Consider the following 21,349-nt stretch of genomic DNA (forward strand, 5'->3'; position numbering starts at 1 on the left):
CCCTTGTGGGAGCGAGCCTGCTCGCGATGGCATCACTGCGGTCTCTTTGGAAGACCGTGCTGCCAGCATCGCGAGCAGGCTCGCTCCCACATTGGTTTGAATCGTCAGAACGTCTGCCCCAAATTCAAATACAGCGCCTTTTGGTCATCATCGTTAAAGCCATAGCTGAAGTTCAGCGGGCCCAGCGGTGTGTCGAAACCGATAAAAATACTCGCCGCATTGATATAGCCGCTGTCGAACTCGTTGTCGTTGTTCCAGGCGCGCCCGCGTTCCAGCGAGGCACCGGCATACAGCGGGAAATCAAACGGCAAGTATGAGCGCGGCGTGAGACGGCGATAGTACACGGCACGCATCAGGCTGATGTTCTGCCCCGAAATCCCGTCTTCCCTGAACCCAGACAACTGCCGTGCGCCGCCGAGCAGGAAGCTCGATGTCACCACATTGGCCTTGTCCAGCGTGCGCCCGTAGCGTCCGCCCAAAATCCAGGTGTCGGGTCCCGAACTCAGGGCCTTGTCCAGATTGAACTCCCATTGACGATAACGCTCGTCCGAACCGATGCCCGGATCGAATTGACGCACGCTCAGGTTGATGTCTTCACCGGAGTGGGGGAAGTACACGTTATCCAGAGAGTCGAAGGAGTATTTCAGGTCGTAGAAGCCTTCATTGAAGCTGGTGCTTGGCAAGTCACGCTCGCCAATTCGCACGTCGGCCTTGCCCCATGCCTCGCCCACACCCAAGCGGATCTCGCCGCTGTTGCCGATTTGACGACCAAAATTCAGGCCAAAGCCGTAACGCTCAAGTCGGTACTCGGCAATAGGGTCGTTATCGAGGATGGCTTCCACGTTTTGTGACTGGGCGTTGATGTAGGGCGCTACAAAGTACCTCGAGCCCGCATCCAGCGGCTGATAAAACTCGCTGTACAGCTCTTGCTTGTCGCCAATCTGTACCCGAGTCAGCCACTCGGCACCCAGGGTGTTGATGCCGTTGATGCGGTAACTGGCGCCGATATTGAACGCGCTGTCGCCGCGCATATCGTCAGACAGGTTCAGCCCCAGGCGAAGATAGTCAGTACCGCTGCGTTTGCCACGGGCGCTGATGACCAGCGTGCGGTCCTGGCCTTTGTGCACCACGCGGTACTGCACCTGATCGAAGTAGTCCAGCCCGTACAGCGTGCCCATATCCCGTTGCAAACGGCCCAGGTCCAGCGGCTCGCCAATGGGTTGGCGAATGTAATAGCGGATCACCGAGTCGCCGATTTTCGAATCGTTTTCGATCTTGATCGCGGTAATGACCGGGGTGCGTTCTTCGGGGGTTCGGGCCTCAGCCAACTGAGTGTTGGAGTCATGGTGCAAGCTGGCCAGGCGCTTTTCGAGTATCTGCGTGGCGCGGTAGCCGGCGTTGATGATGTCTTGCGAGCGACCAAAATCGGTGGCGCCATAACTGGCCAGCGCGGGCTGGATCAGGATGTCGTCCGGTTTGAGCGACGCCAGCTGCACTTCGGAGTTGCTGCGGGTCATCAGGGTAATGGACTGGTTGAGGATATCGAACACGGTGTTGAGTTCTTTGCGCCCCCGAAGCGGGGTGCCGATGTCCACCACGATGACCATGTCCACGCCCATCTCGCGGGCTACATCCACGGGAATATTGTCGACCATGCCCCCGTCAACCAGCAGCTGCCCGTTGATCTCAACCGGGGCGAATACCGCCGGGATCGACATACTCGCGCGGATCACCTGGGGCAGATGGCCCTTGCGAAACACCACCTTTTCGCCATTGACGATATCGGTGGCCACGGCACGAAACGGGATCGGCAGCTTGTCGAAATCACGGATGTCGCTGCTATGAGCTAGCAAACTTTCGAGCAGCAACGACAGGTTCTGGCCCTGGATCACGCCCAATGGCAAGCCCAGACTGCCATCATCGCGAAAACTGAGTTTTTGTTTGACCAGAAAATCACGGTCATCCTGCTTGCGCCGGAACGGTATGTCTTCGCGGGCCGGAGCGTCTGACAGGGCTTCCTGCCAGTCGATGCCCAGCGCGAGTTTTTCCAGCTCATCGATCTTGTAGCCCGAGGCATACAGCCCGCCGATCACTGCCCCCATGCTGGTGCCCGCGATGGCATCGATATGAATGCCTTGCTCTTCGAGCGCCTTGAGTACGCCGACGTGGGCCAGGCCACGGGCCGCCCCTCCGGACAGTACCAGGCCGATTTTTGGCTTGGCCGCTTCGGCAGCAAACAGCACCAAGGGGCATAAACACAGGAGTAAACAGCTCAGCAGGCGGCGCATCATGAATCTCTGGGCAAGCGACAAAGGCGGTTATTATAGCGGCGCCTTTCCTTCAAGAGCCTTTGAAATCATGTCGTCAAACAAACCCGAAATTGTCATCACCTACTGCACCCAATGCCAGTGGCTGTTGCGCGCTGCCTGGCTGGCCCAGGAGTTGCTCAGCACGTTTGCCGAAGACCTTGGCCGGGTCGCGTTGGAGCCGGGCACCGGTGGGGTATTTCGCATCACTTGCGATGGCGTACAGATCTGGGAGCGCAAGGCCGATGGCGGCTTTCCCGAGGCCAAGGTGCTCAAGCAGCGCGTTCGCGACCAGATCGATCCACAGCGCGACCTCGGGCATAACGATCGGGTTCAGTGAGCGGCGGCGTCCAGTGTTGACTTGCCCGTAGCGGGGCCGCTGGCCATGCGGCTCGACACCACAATCGCGACAATAATCAGCACCCCGCCCAGTAGCATGCGCAGCGAAGGTGTTTCGTGGAACAGCAGCCATGCCAGAGTGATGCCGTAGACCGGCTCCAAGGCAAAGACCACGGCAGCTGTACGCGCTTTGATCACCGCCAGGCTTGCGACGAACAGGCTGTGAGCCAGCCCGGTGCAAAGTACGCCGAGCAGGCAGATCCACAGCCAGTCCAGCGGGCGAACATCGTTCAGCTGCGGGGCGGCAAATGGCAGCAGGCAAAAGGCGACTACCACGTTCTGCCACATGGCTGCCTGCACGGCCGGAACTCGTCCCGCGTTGGCGCGGTTGTTCAGCGACAGCAAAGAGAACAGCAGCCCCGAGGCGATTGACCACAGCAGCCCTTCGGTGGCCTGGCTGGCCAGATCGAAACTGGGGGTGACGAGAATCAGCCCGACGCTGACCAGAACCACCAGAATGATTTCGTTGAGCCGGATGCGTTCGCGAAAAATCAATCCTTCGAGAATCACCGTAAACGCCGGAAAACTGGCAAAGCCCAAGGTCGCAATCGCGACCCCGGCGATCTTGACCGAAACAAAAAAACTCACCCAGTGCCCGGCCAGCAGCAAACCGCTTAACAGCAGATTGCGGGCATCGCGCAGGGTCAGTTTGTACCAGCAGCCTTTGGCCAGCCCGGCGAAACAGACCAGCGCCAGCACCGCAAATGCGGCGCGACCAAAAACGATGACCGAAGCTGAAGCGGCCGCAAGCTTGCCGAAAACGCCAGTCAGGCCAAACAGCAAGGCGCCGATATGCAGAGCGCCCAAGGCGGTACGCGGAGTCATTGCATTCCTTAAATCAATACGGGCAAGACGTGCAGTCTAAGGGGCAGGGCGGGGGGCTGTCTGTCGTGAGACTGGCGTCAGTTGTCGCCAGACTCGCGGCGCAGCACCGAAGGCGAGGCGCCGAATTCCCGGAGCATGGCGGCTGCAAAAGCGCTTTGTGAACTGTAACCGACGCGGCTGGCGACTTCGCCAATGGGCAGAGCGCTGTGGCGTAACAGCGTCAAGCCGCTGTACAGGCGGCGTTGGCGAATGTAGTCCATGGGAGTCTGCCCGCTCTCGCTGACAAAACGACTGTGCAAGCGGGCGCAGGATAGGCCAGCGATGTGTGCCAGGTCCGCGACCTGCAGCGGGTAGGCGGCGTTTTGCTCGATGTAGGCATCCATGGCGGCATAGGGCAGGCGTTTGGGTTGAACCTGTTCGGGTGCAAGCTGGTTCAAACTGGCCAACAGCAGGATCGCACCCTGGCGGGCAATCAGCGGATCACTCACAGGACTGCTGGCCAGCCAGCTCACCAATTGATGTTGCCTGGGGTCCAGGATCAGGTGACCGGCCGTGTCGAGCAAGCGACGGCTGGCATCGGCGTGCTCGCCCAGGGTTTGCCCGAGCCAGTTTTGCCCCGGAACATCGAGCACCAGGCAGTGGCTGCCTTGCGGGCTGCCGCAGGTGTGGTGGGCACCTGCGGGAATAATGATCAGGTGTTGCTGGCGCAACAGGCTGGCGCGCCCGTCCACTTCGAAATCGAGTTTGCCGGACAGACTGATCACCACCTGCGCGTGCTCATGGCTGTGAGCAATCACCTCTTGGCGGTAATGACGCAGTGACAGGATTTGGTCCATGGCGACCTCATGTGTGGATCAGTGCCGCCAGAATGCCGGAATGCACAGTACGAACACGGTAATGATCTCAAGGCGCCCCAGCAACATGCCCAGGGACAGAATCCACTTGGCTGCATCCGGCAGGCTCGCGAAGTTGCCGGAGGGGCCAATGGTTTCGCCCAGCCCCGGTCCAACGCCGGACACGGTACTGGCAGCGCCGGTGAGGGCGGTCATCCAGTCCAGCCCCAGCAACGAAAGGGCCAGGGCGATCACGCAAATGGTGATGGCAAAGAAGAACGAAAAGGTCAAAATCGAGCGTACGATTTCTTCGTCGAGGCGGTGGCCGTTGTACTTCTGCTTGATCACCGCGCGGGGGTGGATCAGCTGATTAAGGTTGGCCTTGAGCAGGATATAGGCCACTTGAAAGCGGAAAATCTTGATTCCGCCTGCGGTCGAGCCCGAACACCCGCCAATAAAGCCCAGATAGAAAAACAGCATAAGCGAGAAATTGCCCCACAGGCTGTAGTCGCCCAGCGCAAAGCCTGTGGTCGTAACAACCGAAGTTACGTTCAGCGCCACATGGCGAAAGGCGTCCCAGTAGGGCATGTTGGTGGTCCACCACAGCCAGGCGCTGAGTACGATCCAGGTCACCAGCAGCAAACCGAGCAAGCCTTGTACCTGTTGGTCCTTGATCAGCGCCTTGCGATGGCCGCGCAGGGTGGCGACATACAGGGTAAACGGCAAGCTGCCCATGATCATTACGGCAATGGCTACCCAGTGCACCGCCGGTTGTGACCATTTGGCCAGCGACTGGTCAGAGGTCGAGAATCCACCGGTGGAAATGGCCGACATGGCGTGGTTGATCGCGTCAAACACACTCATGCCCGCCCACCAGAACGCCAGGCTACCGATGATGGTGATGCCGATATAGGCGGCCACTATCAGTCTGGCCACCATGTGCGAGCGGGGCATGACCTTTTCCGAACGGTCAGAAGATTCGGTCTGGAACAGGCGCATGCCACCGATTCGCAGCAAGGGCAAAATCGCTACCGCCATACCGATAAAGCCAATGCCCCCGAGCCAGTGGAGCATTGAGCGCCACATCAAAATGCCGGGGGACATGGTGTCCAGCCCGCTCAATACCGTGGAACCGGTGGCGGTAATGCCGGACATGCTTTCGAAAAAAGAGTCGGTGTAGCTGATGTGCTGCGTCAGCAAAAATGGCAGCGCGGCGAAGATACACACGATGACCCAGCTGGACACTGTCAGCAGGTACATGTCCCGGGGGCGCAGGTGAACCTGCTCGGGGCGTCCAGGTACCACCAGCGCCAAACCGGCAATAAAGGTAATCAGGCTGGCCCACAGGAAAGACGGCAAGTCGCCCAAGTGGTCGTAAATCACCAGGGTCAGCATGGGCACAGCCATGCTGATCGCGAGCGTAATCAGGAAGATGCCGATAATAAAACCGATGATGCGTAAGGTCGGCAACGCCATGAAGTCAGCTCGGGCATGAAAGAGGGGCGCCATTCTACCTGTGGTCTGGGCTATGTAAACCGCCAGGCCTTAGGGAGATACCGTTAGAATAGCTGCACATTTTCTTCAGGAGGTGGCCAATGGAGGCTCTCGACGCTTTGCTCAACCGTGTTTCTGCCCCGCGCTTGCTTGATCCGGCGCCAACGGCTGAGCAACGTGAAGTACTTTTTGCGGCCGCACTGCGTGCGCCGGATCACGGCCAGTTGCGTCCTTACCGTTTTTTGACGGTTGAAGGCGAAGCGCGCAATCAATTGGGTGAAATACTTGCCGAGGCCGTGCAGGCCCAGGGTGGCGAGGTGACACAAGCGGCGTTGGACAAGGCTCGCGCCATGCCTTTGCGTGCACCTTTGGTGGTAGTGGTGATTGCCCGTTTGCAGGATCACTTCAAAGTACCGAAGTCTGAGCAGTTGATTACTGCAGGCTGCGCGGCCCATGCCATTGAACTGGCGGCTTATGCCCAGGGCGTTGGCGCGGTATGGCGCACGGGCGAGTTATCCTATGCACCGCACGTCGCCAAAGGTTTGGGCTTGGGCGAAGGCGAAGAAGTAGTGGCGTTTTTGTATCTTGGGACACCGCAGAACGAACTGCGTACCGCGCCGAAAGTGGATAGCGCCGAGTTCGTGAAGGCGTGGTCGGTCAATTAAGAAGCACACATACTCGTAGCAGCAGCCTCGCGGAGCTCGACAGCTGCTACGCATTGAGTGAAAGCGCAACCTTCACAGATTGCCGTTGGGCTCCAGCGGTAACTCCAGGGTGGCGATAAACCCGCCGTCCGGGTGATTGCCCAGTACCAGGCGGCCGCCATGACGTTCCGCCGCACGGCGTGCAATCGCCAGTCCCAATCCGTGCCCGGCGGCTGTCTGGCCGGGTGCGCGGAAGAACGGTTCGCCCAGCTGCGTCAAATGCTCTTCAGCCGCTCCAGGTCCGTGGTCGCGAACCTTGATGGTGATGTGCTCGCCCTCGCGCGCCGCACTCAACTCGATCGGCTGGCCGGGCGGGTTGAAACGTTGCGCATTGCGCAGCAGATTATCCACCGCACGCTCGATCATCAAAGGCCAGCCATTGAGGCTCAAATCCGGCTCGGCATGCAATTGCACGGGTTGCTCAGGGACCGCCATCGACGCATCCTTTTGCACTGAGTAGAGCAGGGCATTGAGCTCGACGTGCTCCGCGCTCGCCTGATCGGCATCAACCCGGGCCAGGGTCAGGATCTCGCTGATCAATGACTCGAGCCGATCGCATTCGCGGGTCAGCCGCGGCCACAGTTTTTCCCGCTCTTCAGGTCCGGCGCGCTCAGCCAGTGCCAGGGCGATTTTAAGGCGGGCCAGTGGCGAGCGCAGTTCGTGGGACACGTCGCGCAGCAGCTGGCGCTGACTGCTGATCAAACTCTGCAGGCGGGCACCCATGCGGTTGAAGTCGGTGGCCAGGACGCCAAACTCATCGCGGCGCGAGGCCAGGCGCGCCAAGCTGTTCTGTTGATAGGTGGTTTGCCCCAGATCGTGCACCGCCACCCGCAGGCGGCTAAGTGGCCGGGTGATCGACAACGTGACCACCAGGCTGAACAGGGTCAGCACCACCAGGGCAATTCCCAATGCGCTCAGCGGCCAGAGCAGGCTCTGGCGATGCCAGGCATCCAGTTCCGGGTGCGGAATGCGATAAATCAGCAGGTAAGTTTCGGCGGTTTTCGGGCTGGTGTATTCGACCGTCAGGCGGCGCCACGGCAACTGCTCTTCGCCCGGGTGCTGGCGAGCTTCCCAGGCGGCTGCCCGGCGCGGGAAGGTGCCGCGTACTACGGGGTCGCCACTTTCGTTAAGAACCTGCACATCGATGTGGTAACGACGTTTGCGTTTTTCGAGGAAGTCTTGCGCCGCGTCGGCGCCCTGGGTTTCGTAGCGCTCAGTCCATTGTTGCGCCAGATTGGCGATCCCCGGGTGGCGGGAAAGAATCCACGCGTCCTGATTGAGCATATGCCCCAGCAGGATCGACAGCCCTGCGACCAAGGCAATTGCCAGCCAAAAGCTGGCAAGAATGCGCCAAAACAGTGATCGCACGGTAATTCCTCACGAGTTGTGGTTTAAAACGAGTAAAGCCCAACGGCCAGGGGCCGTTGGGCTTGATGCACGCGCGGTTTATTGCGCTTTAGTAGCTTGCTGTGCTTTCCATTCCTTGAACTGCTTCCACTCGGCCTGACGGTCGGCACGTTTCTTTTGCATCTCGTCGAAACGTTTCTGCTGATCAGGCTTGAGCACGGCGCGGATATCGCTCTGGGTCTTGTCCTTCTTGGCCTTGATCTCGTCTTTCAGCGCTTTTTGATCAGCGGCTGGCAGTTTTTCCAGGTACTTCTCGACCAACTGCTTGCGATCATGCATTTGCTCGCCCATCAACTTGCCAATCTGCTGGCGCTGTTCGCGGCTCAGGTCCAGTTGGCTGTAAGGAGCATCGCCGCGACCGTGGTGTTCGCCACCGTGACGTGGGCCCATTGAGCCGTCGCCACCAGGCATGGCCATTGCGACGGTTGGCAGTGCTGCAGCAAACATCAAAGCAATTAGAGTCTTGCGCATGGTGTGTCTCCTTCGATTACGGTTCCGGTGAATCCGGATGCGCCCAGTTTAGGGAGATCAAGGTCAAGCGCTGTCAGCCCTGCGTAAAGCTTTGGTAAAGAGGGTTTTTCGGGGTCTTTACATACGCTGCCGGCAAAAAGGGGTTATGCGCTGTAAAAGTAACCACGGCTGCGCAGGGCCACAATACGGGGGCTGCCGTCGGGGTGGGGGCCAATCTTCTTGCGCAGGTTGCTGATGTGCATGTCCAGGCTGCGGTCATACAGGGTCAGCTTGCGGCCCAGGGCTATCTGCGCCAGTTCCTGCTTGTCCAGCGGCTCGCCCGGTTGACGCAGCAAGGCTTCAAGAATCCGGCTTTCAGACACCGTCAGCGTGATGTCGCGCTGGTCGATCGTGACCACGCCGCGCATGGGGCTGAAGCACAAATCCCCCAGCTCCATCTGGCTGGATACCGCTGCCGGGTGGCTGCGGCGCAATACAGCGCGCAGGCGGGCCGTCAGCTCTCGGGGGTCGCACGGTTTGGCCAGGTAGTCATCGGCGCCCAGTTCGAGCCCCAGAATGCGGTCCAGCGGTTCGCCACGGGCCGACAGCATCAGCACGGGCAGGTCCGGATGATCGTTGCGCAGTTGTTTGAGTAGCTCAAGACCACTGCCATCTGGAAGCATGACATCCAGTACCACGGCATCGGGGCTGGATTCGTTCAACGCCTTGCGGGCGCTTGAACCGTCGTGGCAAGCGCGAACCTGAAAGCCTTCCTGGCTCAGCCAACTGACCAGAAGCTCACACAGCTCCTCATCATCATCTATCAGTAACAGGTCGCTCATGACTTACTCGATTTAACCAGTGCCGACGCTGTCTACGTCGGCCACCGGCAAAGATACCGCAGGCAGGCAGGCAGGTTATGGCAGGACTTGCTTGAACGGCTTGACGCTGACATTGGCATACACGCCAGCAGCAATGTACGGGTCGGCATCGGCCCAGGCCTGAGCGAGGGTCAGAGACTCGAACTCTGCCACGATCAGGCTACCGGTGAAACCGGCTGCGCCCGGATCATTGCTGTCGATGGCCGGGTGCGGGCCGGCCAGCACCATGCGTCCTTCGGCTTTCAGTTGTTGCAAGCGCTCAAGGTGCGCTGGGCGAGCAGCCAGGCGAGCTTCGAGCGAATTGGCGACGTCAGTTGCAATGATGGCGTAGAGCATGTCAGTCCTTGGTCTTGGGGGTGGTTGGATCGGTGTCATGCAGATGGCGCGACAAGTAGATACCTTGGGCAATCAGGAACAGCACGGTCATGCCCAGGCTGCCGAACACTTTAAAGTCGACCCAGATGCTTTGATAGGTGAACGCAACGAACAGGTTGGCGGCACCGCAGAACAGGAAAAACGCGATCCAGGCCAGGTTCAGGCGGGCCCAAACGGCGTCCGGAAGGGTCAGTGCGTGGCCCATGATGCGTTTGATCAGCAGCTTGTCACCAATGAAATGACTGCCGGCAAACGCCAGTGCAAACAGCCAGTTCACCACTGGAGCTTTCCATTTAAGGAAAGTTTCGCTGTGGAAGGCGAGGGTCAGGCTGCCGAACACCAGGCAGGCAACCAGGGTCAGCCATTGGCTTTTTTCGAGTTTGCGCTGTTTAAAAAACAGAATCCCGTACACCACCAGCGAACTGGCAATCAACATCGCCGTAGCGCTGTAGATACCCCCTACCGACAGGCTGTGCCCGCCGATTTCGATGACGCGTGGGTCGGTTTTGTAAACGATGAAAAACAGTAACAGCGGGATGAAGTCGATGAATTGTTTCACAGTGGCAGCCAGAAGCAGGATGTGGCGGCATAATAACAAACATCAATGACAGCGAAAGTGTCAGCTAGAGGTTATTAAATCCCCGTGGAAATTGACTTGCATTGCCATAGCACAGCTTCCGATGGCGCCCTGGCGCCTGCGGTACTGGTCGCGCGTGCGTTCGAGAAAGGTGTGCGAGTCCTGGCCCTGACCGATCACGACACACTTGAAGGCCTCGACGAAGCCCGCACAGCGGCGCAGGCGTTGAACATGACCCTGATCAATGGCGTCGAATTGTCGTGTACTTGGGGCGGTGCCACGATCCATGTGCTTGGCTACGGTTTTGATGTCCATGCCCCGGCGTTGGTCGAGGCCATTGCCAAGCTTCATGAGGGGCGCTGGCTGCGGGCCGAGGAGATCAGCCGCAAACTGGCGCTTAAGGGCATGCCCGGCGCGCTTGAAGGCGCAAGGGCCATCCAGCAAGGGCTGGGTGACAGCGGTAATGCTCCGGCCCGCCCGCACTTTGCCGACTTCCTGGTCGAGGCCGGTTACGTCAAGGACCGGGCCGAGGCGTTTCGCAAATGGCTGGGCGCTGGCAAGTTGGGTGACGTCAAACTGCATTGGCCAACCCTTGAAGACACGGTTGCCACCCTGCGTGCAGCCGGGGCCTGGGTCAGCCTGGCGCACCCGTCGCACTACGATTTCACCCGCAGCAAGCGCCGACGTCTGATTGGCGACTATATTCAAGCTGGGGGTCACGCTATTGAAGTGGTCAACGGGTATCAGCCAGCCGATCAGGTGGGCAGCCTGGCGATCCTTGCGCGTGAGTTCGGTCTGCTGGTCAGTGCCGGCAGTGATTTTCATGGTCCGGGAGGTTGGTCCGAGATAGGCGAATACCGCCCAGTCCCGGAAGATCTGCCGCCATTGTGGTGTCGATTCAAATATGAACAGCCCACTGCTAACGTCTGAACAGGTAAACACTGTGAGTCAATTTTTCCAGATTCATCCGGAAAACCCTCAGGCGCGCCTGATCAAGCAGGCCGTCGAGATCATTAAAAAGGGTGGGGTGGTGATTTACCCCACCGATTCGTCCTACGCCGTGGGTTGCCAGATGGGTGACAAGAGTGCGATCGAGCGGATCAAGCGCCTGCGAAACCTGGACGACAAGCACAACTTCACCCTGATGTGCTGCGACCTTTCGCAGCTGGGGCTGTTCGCCAAGGTTGATACCGGCACGTTTCGTTTACTCAAGGCCCATACGCCGGGTCCTTACACTTTCATTCTCAACGCCACCCGCGAAGTACCGCGGCTGCTGCTGCATCCCAAGCGTCGTACCATCGGCCTGCGGGTGCCGAGCCATCCGATTGCGCTGGCACTGCTTGAAGAGCTGGGCGAACCGCTGATGAGCGTGACGCTGATTCTGCCGGGTGAGAGCGAGCCGATGGAAGACCCGTACGAGATCCGCGATGCCCTCGAAAAACAGGTCGACCTGATTATTGATGGCGGTTTTGGCGGCAACAAGGCGTCGACCGTGATCAGCTTGGTAGACAGCGGAGATCCCGAGATTGTCCGGGTAGGTTGCGGCGACCCTGAACCGTTTATGGTCGAGGCCTGATGTCTGAAGTTCAAGCCCCTGAGGCGGTAGAGGCCCAGGCCGGTGCCCAGCAAGAACTGTCCCTCGCTATGGTCTATGGCCAGGCGGTCATCGAAATGCCGCAAGACCTGTACATCCCGCCGGATGCACTGGAGGTGTTTCTTGATGCCTTTGAAGGCCCGCTCGACCTGCTGCTCTACCTGATCCGCAAGCAAAACATCGACATCCTCGACATTCCTGTGGCGGAGATCACCCGCCAATACATGGGGTATGTCGAGCTGATGAAAACCGTGCGCCTGGAACTGGCCGCCGAGTACCTGGTCATGGCCGCCATGCTGGCCGAGATCAAATCCCGGATGCTGCTGCCTCGTTCGGTCGAGATCGAAGAGGACGAAGGCGACCCACGCGCCGAACTGATTCGCCGCTTGCAGCAATACGAGCGTTTCAAGGCTGCTGCTGAAGGGATTGAAGGATTGAGCCGGGTAGGGCGCGAGGTCTTCGTGCCCAAACTCGATGCCCCTGAAGCGCGGGCCCGCAAGCTGGTGCCGGATGTAGCCCTGGAAGAGTTGCTGATGTCCATGGCTGAAGTGCTGCGCCGAACCGACATGTTTGAAAGTCATCAGGTCAGCCGTGAGGCTCTGTCGACCCGCGAACGCATGAGCGATGTCCTCGAGCGCCTCAAGGGCGGTGGCTTTGTGCCGTTTGTCGAGCTGTTTACCGCCGAAGAAGGCAAGTTGGGCGTGGTGGTGACTTTTATGGCCGTTCTTGAACTGGTCAAGGAGTCGCTGGTCGAGCTGGTGCAAAATGAACCCTTCGCGCCGATCCACGTGCGGGCAAGAGCCGAATAAAGAGCTGAAACCATGAATTTGACTGAACCCCGCGAGCTGGCCTCCTTGCTTGAGGCCTTTCTGTTGGCCTCGGGAAAGCCGCAAAGCCTTGAACGCCTGTTTGAACTGTTTGAAGAGGGCGAACGCCCGGAACCGCCCGTATTCAAAAAGGCCCTGGAACTGCTGCGCAAATCCTGTGACGGCCGCGCGTTTGAGCTCAAGGAAGTTGCCTCAGGCTATCGCCTGCAGATCCGCGAAAAGTACTCGCCGTGGGTCGGGCGTTTGTGGGAAGAGCGCCCGCAGCGCTACTCGCGAGCCATGCTTGAAACCATGGCGCTGATTGCCTATCGCCAGCCCATTACTCGGGGCGAAATTGAAGATGTGCGAGGTGTGGCGGTCAACAGCCATATCGTCAAAACCCTGCTTGAGCGCGAATGGATCCGCGTGGTGGGCTATCGCGACGTGCCGGGCAAACCCGCGATGTTCGCGACCACCAAGGGGTTTCTCGATCACTTCAACCTCAAGAGCCTCGACGAACTGCCGCCGCTGGCGGAGTTGCGTGAGCTGGAACCTGATCCGATCCTCGATTTCGACGACGCTCCGGTGCCTGCGCATCTTCAGGCCCTGGCCGACGAAAGTGCCGAGCCGGAAGAACCCAAGGATGAAACCAGCTTCCGCACCCTGCTGACGGAACTGGACACCATGGAAGAAGGTCTTAAAACCGACTTTGATGACCTGTTGCGTGACGTTGCGCCCGTTGATGTTCCGGAGCCGGAAGTAGCGGTAGAGGTAGAGGTAGAGGTAGAGGCGCAACCACAACCGCATCAACCCTCTGCCGCCGAACTGGCCCGCGAGCGATTGCGCGCTGCCGTTGCAGCCCTTGAGCAGCGATCGACCATGAGCGACGAAGAGCTTGAGGCCCAGGCACTGGCTGAAGCCATCGAGCAAGAGCGCCGCGAGCTGGAGGACTGACACGCTCTTGTAGCAGCTGCCGAAGGAACGAGGCTGCGTTCGGCTGCGAAGCAGTCGTGAATTCAGTGCGTGTGGTTTGTCAGAAACGCCGGATTTTCATTATTACGACCGCTTCGCGCCCGAACGCAGCCTCGTTCCTTCGGCAGCTGCTACGGACCTTGGCCAGCTTCTGATTGAGAGGTTTAACCATGACTTCACCCAAAGACCCCTGCATAGGCGTCTGCAAATTCACCGATGACATGTGCATCGGTTGCGGTCGCACCAAGCGTGAAATCAAGGCCTGGAAGAAGCTCGACAAGGACGAAAAGCGTGCGGTGCTGGCCGAGTCGGCTCTGCGTTTGCTGGCATTTGAAGCCACCGGCCGGCGGAAAAAGAAGTAAGTCAGCCACTTCGTGGCTAGCCTTTGATGCGCAATGGCCAACATCAGCGTATGATTCGCGACCCTCTGGCGCTCGATAGAGCCCCAAGGCCCATTTTTTACACTTCAGGCGTTCGCCTGAATTGACACACCGGGAGGTGCCCAGATGAGTGATCTAGACCCTAAAGACAGCCAGGAAATTGGCCCAGCAGGCGAAAAACTGCAAAAAGTCCTCGCCCGTATTGGCGTTGGCTCGCGTCGCGACGTAGAGAGTTGGATCAGCCAGGGCCGCATCAAGGTCAATGGCAAAGATGCAACCCTGGGTCTGCGCGTAGACCTGCACGACGCCATCTCCATCGATGGCAAGGTGATCAAGCGTGAAGAGGCAGCCGAATCGGTTCGCCGCGTGATCATGTACAACAAACCAGACGGCGAAATCTGCACCCGTGACGACCCTGAAGGCCGTCCGACCGTGTTCGACAAATTGCCGCGTCCAAAAGAAGGCCGCTGGATCAATATCGGTCGTCTGGACATCAACACCACCGGCTTGCTTATGTTCACCACCGACGGTGAGCTGGCTAACCGCCTGATGCACCCTTCCTACGAGATGGACCGTGAATACGCGGTACGTGTGCGTGGCGAAGTGGACGACGAGATGATCGAGCGCCTCAAGGCCGGCGTTGTGCTGGAAGACGGCCCGGCGCGTTTCACCGACATCAAGCAGGCTCCGGGCGGCGAAGGCTTCAACCATTGGTACCACTGCGTAGTGATGGAAGGCCGTAACCGTGAAGTACGTCGCTTGTGGGAATCCCAGGGCCTGGTGGTCAGCCGCCTGAAGCGCGTGCGTTTCGGTCCGGTGTTCCTCAACTCCGACCTGCCGATGGGTCGCTGGCGCGAAATGAGCCAGTTTGAGGTTGATATCCTCAGCGCTGAAGTTGGCCTCACGCCGGTTGCCATGCCGCAAATGAACGCCAAAAGCAAAGACAAGCTTGAGCGTATGCAACGTAAATCCTCGCGCCCTGTGGCTCGTGGCGATCGTGTTGCCCGCGTTCTGCGTCCTGCCGAAGGTGCTCCGCTGGCTCCGCGCCCGGCGCGTCAGCCGCACATCGAAGGCGAGCGCCCGGCGCGTCCTGCCCGCGATGAGGCTGCTCGTCCGGCACGCAAGCCAGCGGGTCGCACTGACCGCGTACCTGCGGGTCGTGGCGCGCCAGTGGCCGAGCGTCCGAGCGAAGTCAACAAGCGTCCAACCAAGCCAAGCCGCTCAGGCCCCAAGCTGGTTGAAGATGCACCGTCGGGCAAGCGTCGTGGCGCCCCGGCCGGTTCCGGCCAGCGTCCAGGCTTCGGCCGTCGCAAGCCGCAGTAAGCTTTAAGCGCTGTACAAAAAACGCCAACCCCTCGGGGTTGGCGTTTTTTTATGCCTGACGGATTGATGCCATTTTGGTCATGAACGGCTGCAGAGATACTTCGACCGTGGGAGCGAGCCTGCTCGCGAAGAGCATTCGCGAGCAGGCTCGCTCCCACAAGGGGCCTTGTACAGGTTGTGCGGTTGTTTTTTAAGTGGCAATTTTTCGTTACGCCGCGTCAATAAATCCATACGAATTCAGCCACTTACCGACCTTAAACCGCTGAAATCACCTCGCTGTAATGAAAATCTTCCGAGTTTTATAGATTTAGGACACTTCCTACCGATATGGCGGCTTGTTTCGTCTTGCTATCGGCTGTGTGATGGGATCTTGCCTTCGTGCGGGTGTACAATGCGCCGCGTTTTAACTGTGACTCAATTGCGTACCCGCGCATTTTGCCAAGGCCGTACGCCTTGATAATTCCGCAATGCCACAAGCGTTGCGGGTTCGATTCCGTCACAGATAAAAACAAACAGGTGACGCATGACTCGTGAAACAACCTTGGATTCCTGGCGCCTGCGCTGGGGTTTGATTTGTGTTGTAGACCCTTCGATCACTGCCTCTGGTGCTCAAGCTACAACGCACTGAATCACATCAAACCTTGTGTGGGACCTTTTCAATGAGTGGAAATACCTCGCATTCGGGCGAGCTTAAACGCGGCCTGAAAAATCGTCATATCCAGCTGATCGCCCTCGGTGGCGCGATTGGTACTGGCCTGTTCCTCGGTTCGGCCGGGGTGCTGAAGTCAGCCGGTCCATCGATGATTCTGGGCTATGCGATCTGCGGCTTCATTGCCTTCATGATCATGCGCCAGCTCGGCGAAATGATCGTCGAAGAGCCGGTCGCCGGTTCCTTCAGTCACTTTGCCCACAAGTACTGGGGCGGTTTTGCCGGCTTCATGTCGGGCTGGAACTGCTGGGTGCTGTACATCCTGGTGGGCATGTCGGAACTGACCGCCGTCGGCAAGTACGTGCACTACTGGTGGCCGGAGATTCCGACCTGGGCCTCGGCGGCAGCGTTCTTCGTCCTGATCAACCTGATTAACCTGACCAACGTCAAAGTGTTTGGCGAGGCCGAGTTCTGGTTCGCGATCATCAAGGTCGTGGCGATCGTCGGCATGATCGCCCTGGGCAGCTACCTGCTGGTCAGCGGCAGCGGCGGTCCTCAGGCATCGGTCAGCAACTTGTGGGAGCACGGCGGCTTCTTCCCGAACGGAACGACCGGTCTGATCATGGCCATGGCCTTTATCATGTTCTCCTTCGGCGGTCTGGAAATGCTCGGTTTCACCGCAGCAGAAGCCGACAAACCACGCACCGTGATCCCCAAGGCGATCAATCAGGTGATCTACCGCATCCTGATTTTCTACATCGGTGCCCTGGTGGTTCTGCTGTCTCTGACGCCGTGGGACTCGTTGCTCGAAACCCTGAACGCCGGTGGCGACAGCTACAGCAGTAGCCCGTTCGTGCAAGTGTTCTCGATGCTGGGCAGCAACACGGCTGCGCATATCCTCAACTTTGTGGTCCTGACCGCAGCGTTGTCGGTGTACAACAGCGGCACCTACTGCAACAGCCGTATGCTGTTGGGGATGGCGCAGCAGGGTGATGCACCCAAAGTGCTGGCCAAAATCGACAAGCGCGGTGTGCCGGTCAACTCGATCCTGGCTTCGGCAGCGGTCACGGTGATTGCGGTCCTGCTCAACTACCTGATGCCCCACGATGCGCTGGAGCTGCTGATGTCGCTGGTAGTGGCCACCCTGGTGATCAACTGGGCGATGATCAGCTTCTCCCACGTCAAGTTCCGCCAGCACATGGACAAAACGGCACAGACGCCGCTGTTCAAGGCCCTGTGGTATCCCTACGGCAACTACATCTGCCTGGCATTTGTCGCGTTCATTCTGGTGATCATGTTGTTGATCCCGGGCATTCGCGTGTCGGTGTATGCGATTCCGGTGTGGGTGGTCTTTATGTGGGTGTGCTACCTGATCAAAAACAAGCGCGCGGTGCAGGCATCGGCTGCGGCCTACAGCTCTGCCAAATAAGCTGAGCGGTTAATGCAACAAGCCCGGCCATTGAGCCGGGTTTGTTGTTTGTGGGGTATCCTGCACGCCCCGAAGACGGACCCATTTTTGATGCTGGTGATTTCCAACAACGTGCATATCCCCGATGCCGAGATCGAGCTGACGGCAATTCGCGCCCAAGGTGCGGGCGGGCAGAACGTCAACAAGGTGTCGAGCGCCATGCACTTGCGCTTCGATATACCCAACTCTTCGTTGCCGCCGTTTTACAAGGAGCGGCTGCTGGCGCTGCGTGACAGTCGGATCACCAGCGATGGTGTGCTGATCATCAAGGCTCAGCAATATCGCACCCAGGAGCAAAATCGGGCGGATGCGCTGGAGCGCCTGGTCGAGTTGATCGTCAGCGCGACCAAAGTCGAGAAAAAGCGCCGTCCTACCAAGCCGACCCTGGGCTCAAAAAAGCGTCGCCTGGAATCCAAGACCAAGCGCGGCAGCATCAAGGCCGGGCGAGGCAAGGTGGACTTCTAGAGAGTCCTCCAATACCCCCAAAGGCATTAAGTGACTCTCGCTCTCTGCGCCTGGCGGTACAGGTAAACACTCAGCAACAACCCGCTAAATGCCGCCAGTGCCGCGAACAGAAAGATCGAAGCAAAGCCGAAGCCTGCCGCCACGGCACCCACCAGCGGGCCGGTGATGCCCAGTGACAGGTCGATAAACAGCGAGTACGCGCCCACTGCCGCACCCCGGCTGGAGGCGGGAACCAGGTTTACCGCTTCAACGCCCAGCGCCGGGAATACCAGCGAGAAGCCGAAACCGCTCAAGGCTGCGCCCGCCAGCGCCAGTTCAGGGTTCGGTGCCAGCCAGAGGAGCAGCAAGCCCAGGGTTTCGACGCTCAGGCAGGCAATCGCCACCCTGAAACCGCCGATACGGTTGATAAAGTTGCCGAATATCAGCCGTGCACCAATAAAGCTGGCGCCGAACAGGCTCAGGCACAGCACCGCGTTTTCCCAGTGATTGGTCGCGTAGTACAGGGTGATAAAGGTCGCAATGGTGCCAAAACCAATCGAGCCCAACGCCAGCCCGGCACCGTGGGGGAATACACGCCCCAGCACATGCAGGAACGGCAGGCGCACACCACTGACGATGGGCGCCGCGCGCTTGGGCCATGCCAGCAGCAAGCCCACCAGCGCCAGCAAAATAATGCTCACGCCCATGCTCCACATGCCCAAGTGGCTGACCATCACCACGCCCAATGGCGCGCCAATGGCAATTGCGCCGTAACTGGCAATGCCGTTCCACGAAATTACTTTGGCGGTATTGGCCGCACCGACCCGGCCAATGCCCCAGCCGATGGAGCCGGAGCCCACCAGGCTTTCAGCGCTGCCCAGCACCAGTCGCCCGATCAGCAGGCAGGTAAGGCTTACGGCCGGCATCGATGCTGTCCAGCTCGATGCGAGCATCAATACGCCGCTCAGGCCGCAGCCCGCCAGGCCGTACATCACCGCGTGCTTGCTGCCCAGGTTGTCGATGATACGGCTGGCATAAGGGCGGCTCAGTAGCGTGGCCAGATATTGCACACTGATCACCAGCCCGGCGATGACGGTGCCATAGCCAAGGTGGTTGTGTACGTAACCGGGGAGCACGGCCAGCGGTATGCCGATATTCAGATAGCCGATAAAGGTAAACAGAACGATGGAAACCACTTGCAGAGTGATCGCCATAGGACGCTGTGTTTCGGGCATGGGGTAGGGGTCCTGCGGGGTGCGGTTGAGGCAGATTACAGTGGTGCAACCAATTGTGTCGCGATTAAAGCGGCCAAGGCGTTTTCCTGAGTGCCGAAACGCTTGAGCAGGGTCGCCTGCTTCTCGGGGCTGAGACGCTCCCAGAGGTCGATCATTTTTTCGGCGGTGCCGATCAGAACGCTGGCTTGGGTTTCGCTGAAAGTGTCAGTCACGCATTAATCCGGAATAGAGGGGGTGGAGCGATTGTGTCAGACGGTGTGAAAAACAAGCTGCTTTTCGCACCGTCTGAGTGTATGCCGTCAGTCTTCGCTGTCGGCCTGGAGGCTTTCTGAAGCCTCATCCAGAGCGCTGTTTTCGCCACTGGTGTGTTGCGGGATTGGCTGCTCGGTTTCGTGCAGGCTTGGGAAGGGGAGGTTTGGGATCTCGTGCATCGTCGCGCTCCTCGCAAGGTGTGTTTTAAGTAGCTTGCTAAGGATACAGGAGGGAGTGTGACAATTTGTCTTTTTATTGCGTCTGGGGGGAATTTAGACCTATGGCTGGGGCAGGCCGCGCAGTCTGCCAGTTCTGTGGGAGCGGGCTTGCTCGCGATGCAGGCGGCGCGGTCTCGCAATCGAACCGCGCTAATGCCATCGCGAGCAAGCCCGCTCCCACAGAGTGCCCGCTAGCGGGTACACACCTGCGCAATCGCCTTGGCCAGCAGGCTCAGGCGCGTGCCGTCCACGCCGGCCATGTTGGCGCGGCCAGAACCGACCATGTACACGCTGTGCTTCTCGCGTAATAACTGGACTTGTTCTGCCGTCAGGCCGGTGTACGAAAACATCCCGCGTTGCTCATTGATATGAGCGAAGTGTTCCGCCAGCCCGAACGGCGCCAGTGCTTCGACCAGGCCGCTGCGCAAGTGCGCGATACGGCTGCGCATGGCTTCGACTTCGTCGGTCCAGAGGTTTTTAAGCTCTGCATCGCCGAGGATGGTCGCCACCACTGCCGCGCCATGATCCGGCGGGTTGGACCACAGGTTGCGAGCCAGGTACGCCAGCTGGCTGCGGATATCCGTCAGCTTTTCGCTGTCATTGGCACACACGATCAAGGCACCAACCCGTTCGCGGTACAGACCGAAGTTCTTCGAGCATGAACTGGTGATCAGTACTTCCGGCAACTCGCTGACGAACAGACGAGTCGACCAGGCATCCTCCTGCAAGCCGTCACCGAACCCCTGGTAAGCGAAATCGATCAGCGGCAGAAGTTCGCGACGGCGAACCACGTCCAGCACGTTTAGCCAGTCAGCTTGGGACAGGTCGAAACCGGTCGGGTTGTGACAGCAGGCGTGAAGCAGCACCACATCGCCTTTTGGCGCGTGTTCCAGCGCTTCGAGCATTGCCGCCACGTTGAGCTTGTTGTCGCGGCCCACGTAGGGGTAGTGGCTGATCTTCAGCCCGGCAGCGGCAAAGATGGTTTCATGGATCGGCCACGTCGGATCGCTCAGCCAGATACCGCGGCCCGGCAGGCATTGCGCGATAAAGTCGGCGCTCAGGCGCAGCGCACCGGTGCCGCCCGGGGTTTGGGTGGCTCCAGCACGTTTGCCCGCCAGCAGCGGCGAATCCTCGCCCAATACCAGCTCGGTGATCAATTGCCCAAAGCGGCTGTCGCCATGACCGCCGATGTACGTTTTGGTCAGTTGCTGGTCCACCAGGCGCTGTTCGGCCTTTTTGACCGACTGCAAGATCGGCGTCAGGCCATTCGCGTCTTTGTAGACGCCCACGCCCAGGTCGAACTTGTCCGTATTGGTGTCTTGCTGGTAGGCGTCCATCAAACCGAGAATCGGGTCGCCCGGCACCCGACCTATGGCGTCGAAGTGCATTATTTGCGGCCTTCTGCAGTTTTTGCGACGTCGTCAGTGCGTGCGGCCATGATGAAATCGTTACGGTGCAGGCCTTTGATCGAATGGCTCCACCAGGTCACGGTGACCGAGCCCCACTCGGTCAGCAGGCCCGGGTGATGCCCTTCGGCTTCGGCGATTTCGCCCACGGCATTGGTAAAGGCCAGTGCGAACTTGAAATTCTTGAACAGAAACACCTTTTCCAGCTGCATGACGCCGTCGCGAACTTCGATGTTCCAGTCTGGGATCTGCTTGATCAGTACCGGCAGTTCTTCATCGCTGACTTGAGGAGCATCGGCGCGGCAGGCTTCGCAATGGGCTTGGTTCAGAGCGTTCATGGTGGATTCCTGA

General features: G+C 59.2%; 24 protein-coding genes. 10 read left to right on the forward strand and 14 right to left on the reverse strand.

Annotated elements, in window-relative coordinates; genetic code table 11:
* Window positions 1–104 precede the first annotated feature (104 nt).
* Complete coding sequence (locus TU76_RS09405) at window positions 105–2,288, reverse strand: patatin-like phospholipase family protein (protein WP_019828758.1); 2,184 nt, start codon at window positions 2,286–2,288, stop codon at window positions 105–107.
* A 70-nt stretch (window positions 2,289–2,358) separates the two neighbouring features.
* Here TU76_RS09405 and TU76_RS09410 point away from each other — a divergent pair, with 70 nt between their 5' ends.
* A complete protein-coding gene (locus tag TU76_RS09410) occupies window positions 2,359–2,646 on the forward strand; it encodes an Rdx family protein (protein ID WP_019828759.1) in 288 nt (95 codons plus the stop codon).
* Here TU76_RS09410 and TU76_RS09415 read toward each other — a convergent pair.
* The 3 genes from TU76_RS09415 to TU76_RS09425 form a co-directional block, all read right to left on the reverse strand.
* Window positions 2,640–3,530: a DMT family transporter gene (locus TU76_RS09415; RefSeq protein ID WP_046809862.1), complete on the reverse strand. Its 891-nt coding sequence runs from the start codon at window positions 3,528–3,530 to the stop codon at window positions 2,640–2,642. The genes TU76_RS09410 and TU76_RS09415 overlap by 7 nt on opposite strands.
* Window positions 3,531–3,607: 77 nt before the next feature.
* Window positions 3,608–4,366 (reverse strand): helix-turn-helix transcriptional regulator, encoded by a 759-nt coding sequence (locus TU76_RS09420; protein ID WP_019828761.1) that lies wholly within the window; start codon window positions 4,364–4,366, stop codon window positions 3,608–3,610.
* An 18-nt stretch (window positions 4,367–4,384) separates the two neighbouring features.
* Entirely contained in the window at window positions 4,385–5,839 is a 1,455-nt protein-coding gene (locus tag TU76_RS09425) for a TrkH family potassium uptake protein (protein ID WP_048351538.1), read from the reverse strand.
* Window positions 5,840–5,958: 119 nt separating this feature from the next.
* On the opposite strand from TU76_RS09425, the gene TU76_RS09430 reads away from it, so the two are divergent.
* The gene (locus TU76_RS09430; RefSeq protein ID WP_019828763.1) at window positions 5,959–6,522 is read left to right on the forward strand and encodes an NAD(P)H nitroreductase; all 564 of its coding nucleotides are present in this window, start codon (window positions 5,959–5,961) and stop codon (window positions 6,520–6,522) included.
* A 72-nt stretch (window positions 6,523–6,594) separates the two neighbouring features.
* On the opposite strand, the gene TU76_RS09435 is transcribed toward TU76_RS09430, so the two are convergent.
* From TU76_RS09435 to TU76_RS09455, 5 genes are all read right to left on the reverse strand, one after another.
* Window positions 6,595–7,929 carry a sensor histidine kinase gene (locus TU76_RS09435; RefSeq protein WP_048351539.1) on the reverse strand — a complete coding sequence of 445 codons (1,335 nt, stop codon included), beginning with the start codon at window positions 7,927–7,929 and terminating at the stop codon, window positions 6,595–6,597.
* Window positions 7,930–8,007: 78 nt separating this feature from the next.
* The gene (locus tag TU76_RS09440; protein WP_019828765.1) at window positions 8,008–8,439 is read right to left on the reverse strand and encodes a Spy/CpxP family protein refolding chaperone; all 432 of its coding nucleotides are present in this window, start codon (window positions 8,437–8,439) and stop codon (window positions 8,008–8,010) included.
* A 143-nt stretch (window positions 8,440–8,582) separates the two neighbouring features.
* Entirely contained in the window at window positions 8,583–9,260 is a 678-nt protein-coding gene (locus TU76_RS09445; RefSeq protein WP_019828766.1) for a response regulator transcription factor, read from the reverse strand.
* A gap of 75 nt (window positions 9,261–9,335) precedes the next feature.
* On the reverse strand, window positions 9,336–9,635 hold the full coding sequence (locus TU76_RS09450; RefSeq protein WP_019828767.1) for a YciI family protein: 300 nt from the start codon (window positions 9,633–9,635) through the stop codon (window positions 9,336–9,338).
* Between the two features lies 1 nt (window position 9,636).
* Window positions 9,637–10,233, reverse strand: a complete 597-nt coding sequence (locus TU76_RS09455; protein WP_019828768.1) for a septation protein A — start codon at window positions 10,231–10,233, stop codon at window positions 9,637–9,639.
* Between the two features lie 84 nt (window positions 10,234–10,317).
* Between TU76_RS09455 and TU76_RS09460 the strand changes: the two genes are divergently transcribed.
* The 8 genes from TU76_RS09460 to arfB all read left to right on the forward strand — a co-directional run bounded on the left by TU76_RS09460 (window position 10,318) and on the right by arfB (window position 17,908).
* Window positions 10,318–11,181 carry a PHP domain-containing protein gene (locus tag TU76_RS09460; protein ID WP_019828769.1) on the forward strand — a complete coding sequence of 288 codons (864 nt, stop codon included), beginning with the start codon at window positions 10,318–10,320 and terminating at the stop codon, window positions 11,179–11,181.
* 13 nt (window positions 11,182–11,194) lie between these two features.
* Window positions 11,195–11,827, forward strand: coding sequence for an L-threonylcarbamoyladenylate synthase (locus TU76_RS09465; RefSeq protein WP_019828770.1), 633 nt, complete (start codon window positions 11,195–11,197; stop codon window positions 11,825–11,827).
* Window positions 11,828–11,955: 128 nt separating this feature from the next.
* On the forward strand, window positions 11,956–12,654 hold the full coding sequence (locus TU76_RS09470; RefSeq protein WP_162207958.1) for a segregation and condensation protein A: 699 nt from the start codon (window positions 11,956–11,958) through the stop codon (window positions 12,652–12,654).
* Between the two features lie 12 nt (window positions 12,655–12,666).
* The gene (gene scpB, locus TU76_RS09475; protein ID WP_048351540.1) at window positions 12,667–13,605 is read left to right on the forward strand and encodes an SMC-Scp complex subunit ScpB; all 939 of its coding nucleotides are present in this window, start codon (window positions 12,667–12,669) and stop codon (window positions 13,603–13,605) included.
* 188 nt (window positions 13,606–13,793) lie between these two features.
* Window positions 13,794–13,985: a DUF1289 domain-containing protein gene (locus TU76_RS09480; RefSeq protein WP_048351541.1), complete on the forward strand. Its 192-nt coding sequence runs from the start codon at window positions 13,794–13,796 to the stop codon at window positions 13,983–13,985.
* Window positions 13,986–14,129: 144 nt separating this feature from the next.
* Complete coding sequence (gene rluB / locus TU76_RS09485) at window positions 14,130–15,326, forward strand: 23S rRNA pseudouridine(2605) synthase RluB (RefSeq protein ID WP_046809855.1); 1,197 nt, start codon at window positions 14,130–14,132, stop codon at window positions 15,324–15,326.
* A 659-nt stretch (window positions 15,327–15,985) separates the two neighbouring features.
* On the forward strand, window positions 15,986–17,404 hold the full coding sequence (locus TU76_RS09490) for an amino acid permease (protein ID WP_019828781.1): 1,419 nt from the start codon (window positions 15,986–15,988) through the stop codon (window positions 17,402–17,404).
* 90 nt (window positions 17,405–17,494) lie between these two features.
* Window positions 17,495–17,908 (forward strand): alternative ribosome rescue aminoacyl-tRNA hydrolase ArfB, encoded by a 414-nt coding sequence (arfB, locus tag TU76_RS09495; protein ID WP_019828782.1) that lies wholly within the window; start codon window positions 17,495–17,497, stop codon window positions 17,906–17,908.
* Between the two features lie 26 nt (window positions 17,909–17,934).
* On the opposite strand, the gene TU76_RS09500 is transcribed toward arfB, so the two are convergent.
* The 5 genes from TU76_RS09500 to TU76_RS09510 form a co-directional block, all read right to left on the reverse strand.
* A complete protein-coding gene (locus TU76_RS09500) occupies window positions 17,935–19,122 on the reverse strand; it encodes an MFS transporter (protein ID WP_019828783.1) in 1,188 nt (395 codons plus the stop codon).
* A gap of 35 nt (window positions 19,123–19,157) precedes the next feature.
* Window positions 19,158–19,334: a hypothetical protein gene (locus tag TU76_RS25390; RefSeq protein ID WP_019828784.1), complete on the reverse strand. Its 177-nt coding sequence runs from the start codon at window positions 19,332–19,334 to the stop codon at window positions 19,158–19,160.
* 87 nt (window positions 19,335–19,421) lie between these two features.
* The gene (locus tag TU76_RS25755; RefSeq protein ID WP_019828785.1) at window positions 19,422–19,553 is read right to left on the reverse strand and encodes a hypothetical protein; all 132 of its coding nucleotides are present in this window, start codon (window positions 19,551–19,553) and stop codon (window positions 19,422–19,424) included.
* 230 nt (window positions 19,554–19,783) lie between these two features.
* Window positions 19,784–20,980 (reverse strand): amino acid aminotransferase, encoded by a 1,197-nt coding sequence (locus TU76_RS09505; protein WP_048351542.1) that lies wholly within the window; start codon window positions 20,978–20,980, stop codon window positions 19,784–19,786.
* On the reverse strand, window positions 20,980–21,336 hold the full coding sequence (locus TU76_RS09510) for a 4a-hydroxytetrahydrobiopterin dehydratase (RefSeq protein ID WP_019828788.1): 357 nt from the start codon (window positions 21,334–21,336) through the stop codon (window positions 20,980–20,982). The genes TU76_RS09505 and TU76_RS09510 overlap by 1 nt, the downstream gene beginning before the upstream one ends.
* Between the last annotated feature and the right edge of the window lie 13 nt (window positions 21,337–21,349).

Source organism: Pseudomonas psychrophila (assembly GCF_001043005.1).
GTDB lineage: Bacteria > Pseudomonadota > Gammaproteobacteria > Pseudomonadales > Pseudomonadaceae > Aquipseudomonas > Aquipseudomonas psychrophila.

Coding starts and splice junctions, on each gene's coding strand:
- TU76_RS09405 (WP_019828758.1), bottom strand. CDS start 2,288: ATGCGCCGCCTGCTGAGCTGTTTACTCCTGTGTTTATGCCCCTTGGTG.
- TU76_RS09410 (WP_019828759.1), top strand. CDS start 2,359: ATGTCGTCAAACAAACCCGAAATTGTCATCACCTACTGCACCCAATGC.
- TU76_RS09415 (WP_046809862.1), bottom strand. CDS start 3,530: ATGACTCCGCGTACCGCCTTGGGCGCTCTGCATATCGGCGCCTTGCTG.
- TU76_RS09420 (WP_019828761.1), bottom strand. CDS start 4,366: ATGGACCAAATCCTGTCACTGCGTCATTACCGCCAAGAGGTGATTGCT.
- TU76_RS09425 (WP_048351538.1), bottom strand. CDS start 5,839: ATGGCGTTGCCGACCTTACGCATCATCGGTTTTATTATCGGCATCTTC.
- TU76_RS09430 (WP_019828763.1), top strand. CDS start 5,959: ATGGAGGCTCTCGACGCTTTGCTCAACCGTGTTTCTGCCCCGCGCTTG.
- TU76_RS09440 (WP_019828765.1), bottom strand. CDS start 8,439: ATGCGCAAGACTCTAATTGCTTTGATGTTTGCTGCAGCACTGCCAACC.
- TU76_RS09445 (WP_019828766.1), bottom strand. CDS start 9,260: ATGAGCGACCTGTTACTGATAGATGATGATGAGGAGCTGTGTGAGCTT.
- TU76_RS09450 (WP_019828767.1), bottom strand. CDS start 9,635: ATGCTCTACGCCATCATTGCAACTGACGTCGCCAATTCGCTCGAAGCT.
- scpB (WP_048351540.1), top strand. CDS start 12,667: ATGAATTTGACTGAACCCCGCGAGCTGGCCTCCTTGCTTGAGGCCTTT.
- TU76_RS09480 (WP_048351541.1), top strand. CDS start 13,794: ATGACTTCACCCAAAGACCCCTGCATAGGCGTCTGCAAATTCACCGAT.
- rluB (WP_046809855.1), top strand. CDS start 14,130: ATGAGTGATCTAGACCCTAAAGACAGCCAGGAAATTGGCCCAGCAGGC.
- TU76_RS09490 (WP_019828781.1), top strand. CDS start 15,986: ATGAGTGGAAATACCTCGCATTCGGGCGAGCTTAAACGCGGCCTGAAA.
- arfB (WP_019828782.1), top strand. CDS start 17,495: ATGCTGGTGATTTCCAACAACGTGCATATCCCCGATGCCGAGATCGAG.
- TU76_RS09500 (WP_019828783.1), bottom strand. CDS start 19,122: ATGCCCGAAACACAGCGTCCTATGGCGATCACTCTGCAAGTGGTTTCC.
- TU76_RS25755 (WP_019828785.1), bottom strand. CDS start 19,553: ATGCACGAGATCCCAAACCTCCCCTTCCCAAGCCTGCACGAAACCGAG.
- TU76_RS09505 (WP_048351542.1), bottom strand. CDS start 20,980: ATGCACTTCGACGCCATAGGTCGGGTGCCGGGCGACCCGATTCTCGGT.
- TU76_RS09510 (WP_019828788.1), bottom strand. CDS start 21,336: ATGAACGCTCTGAACCAAGCCCATTGCGAAGCCTGCCGCGCCGATGCT.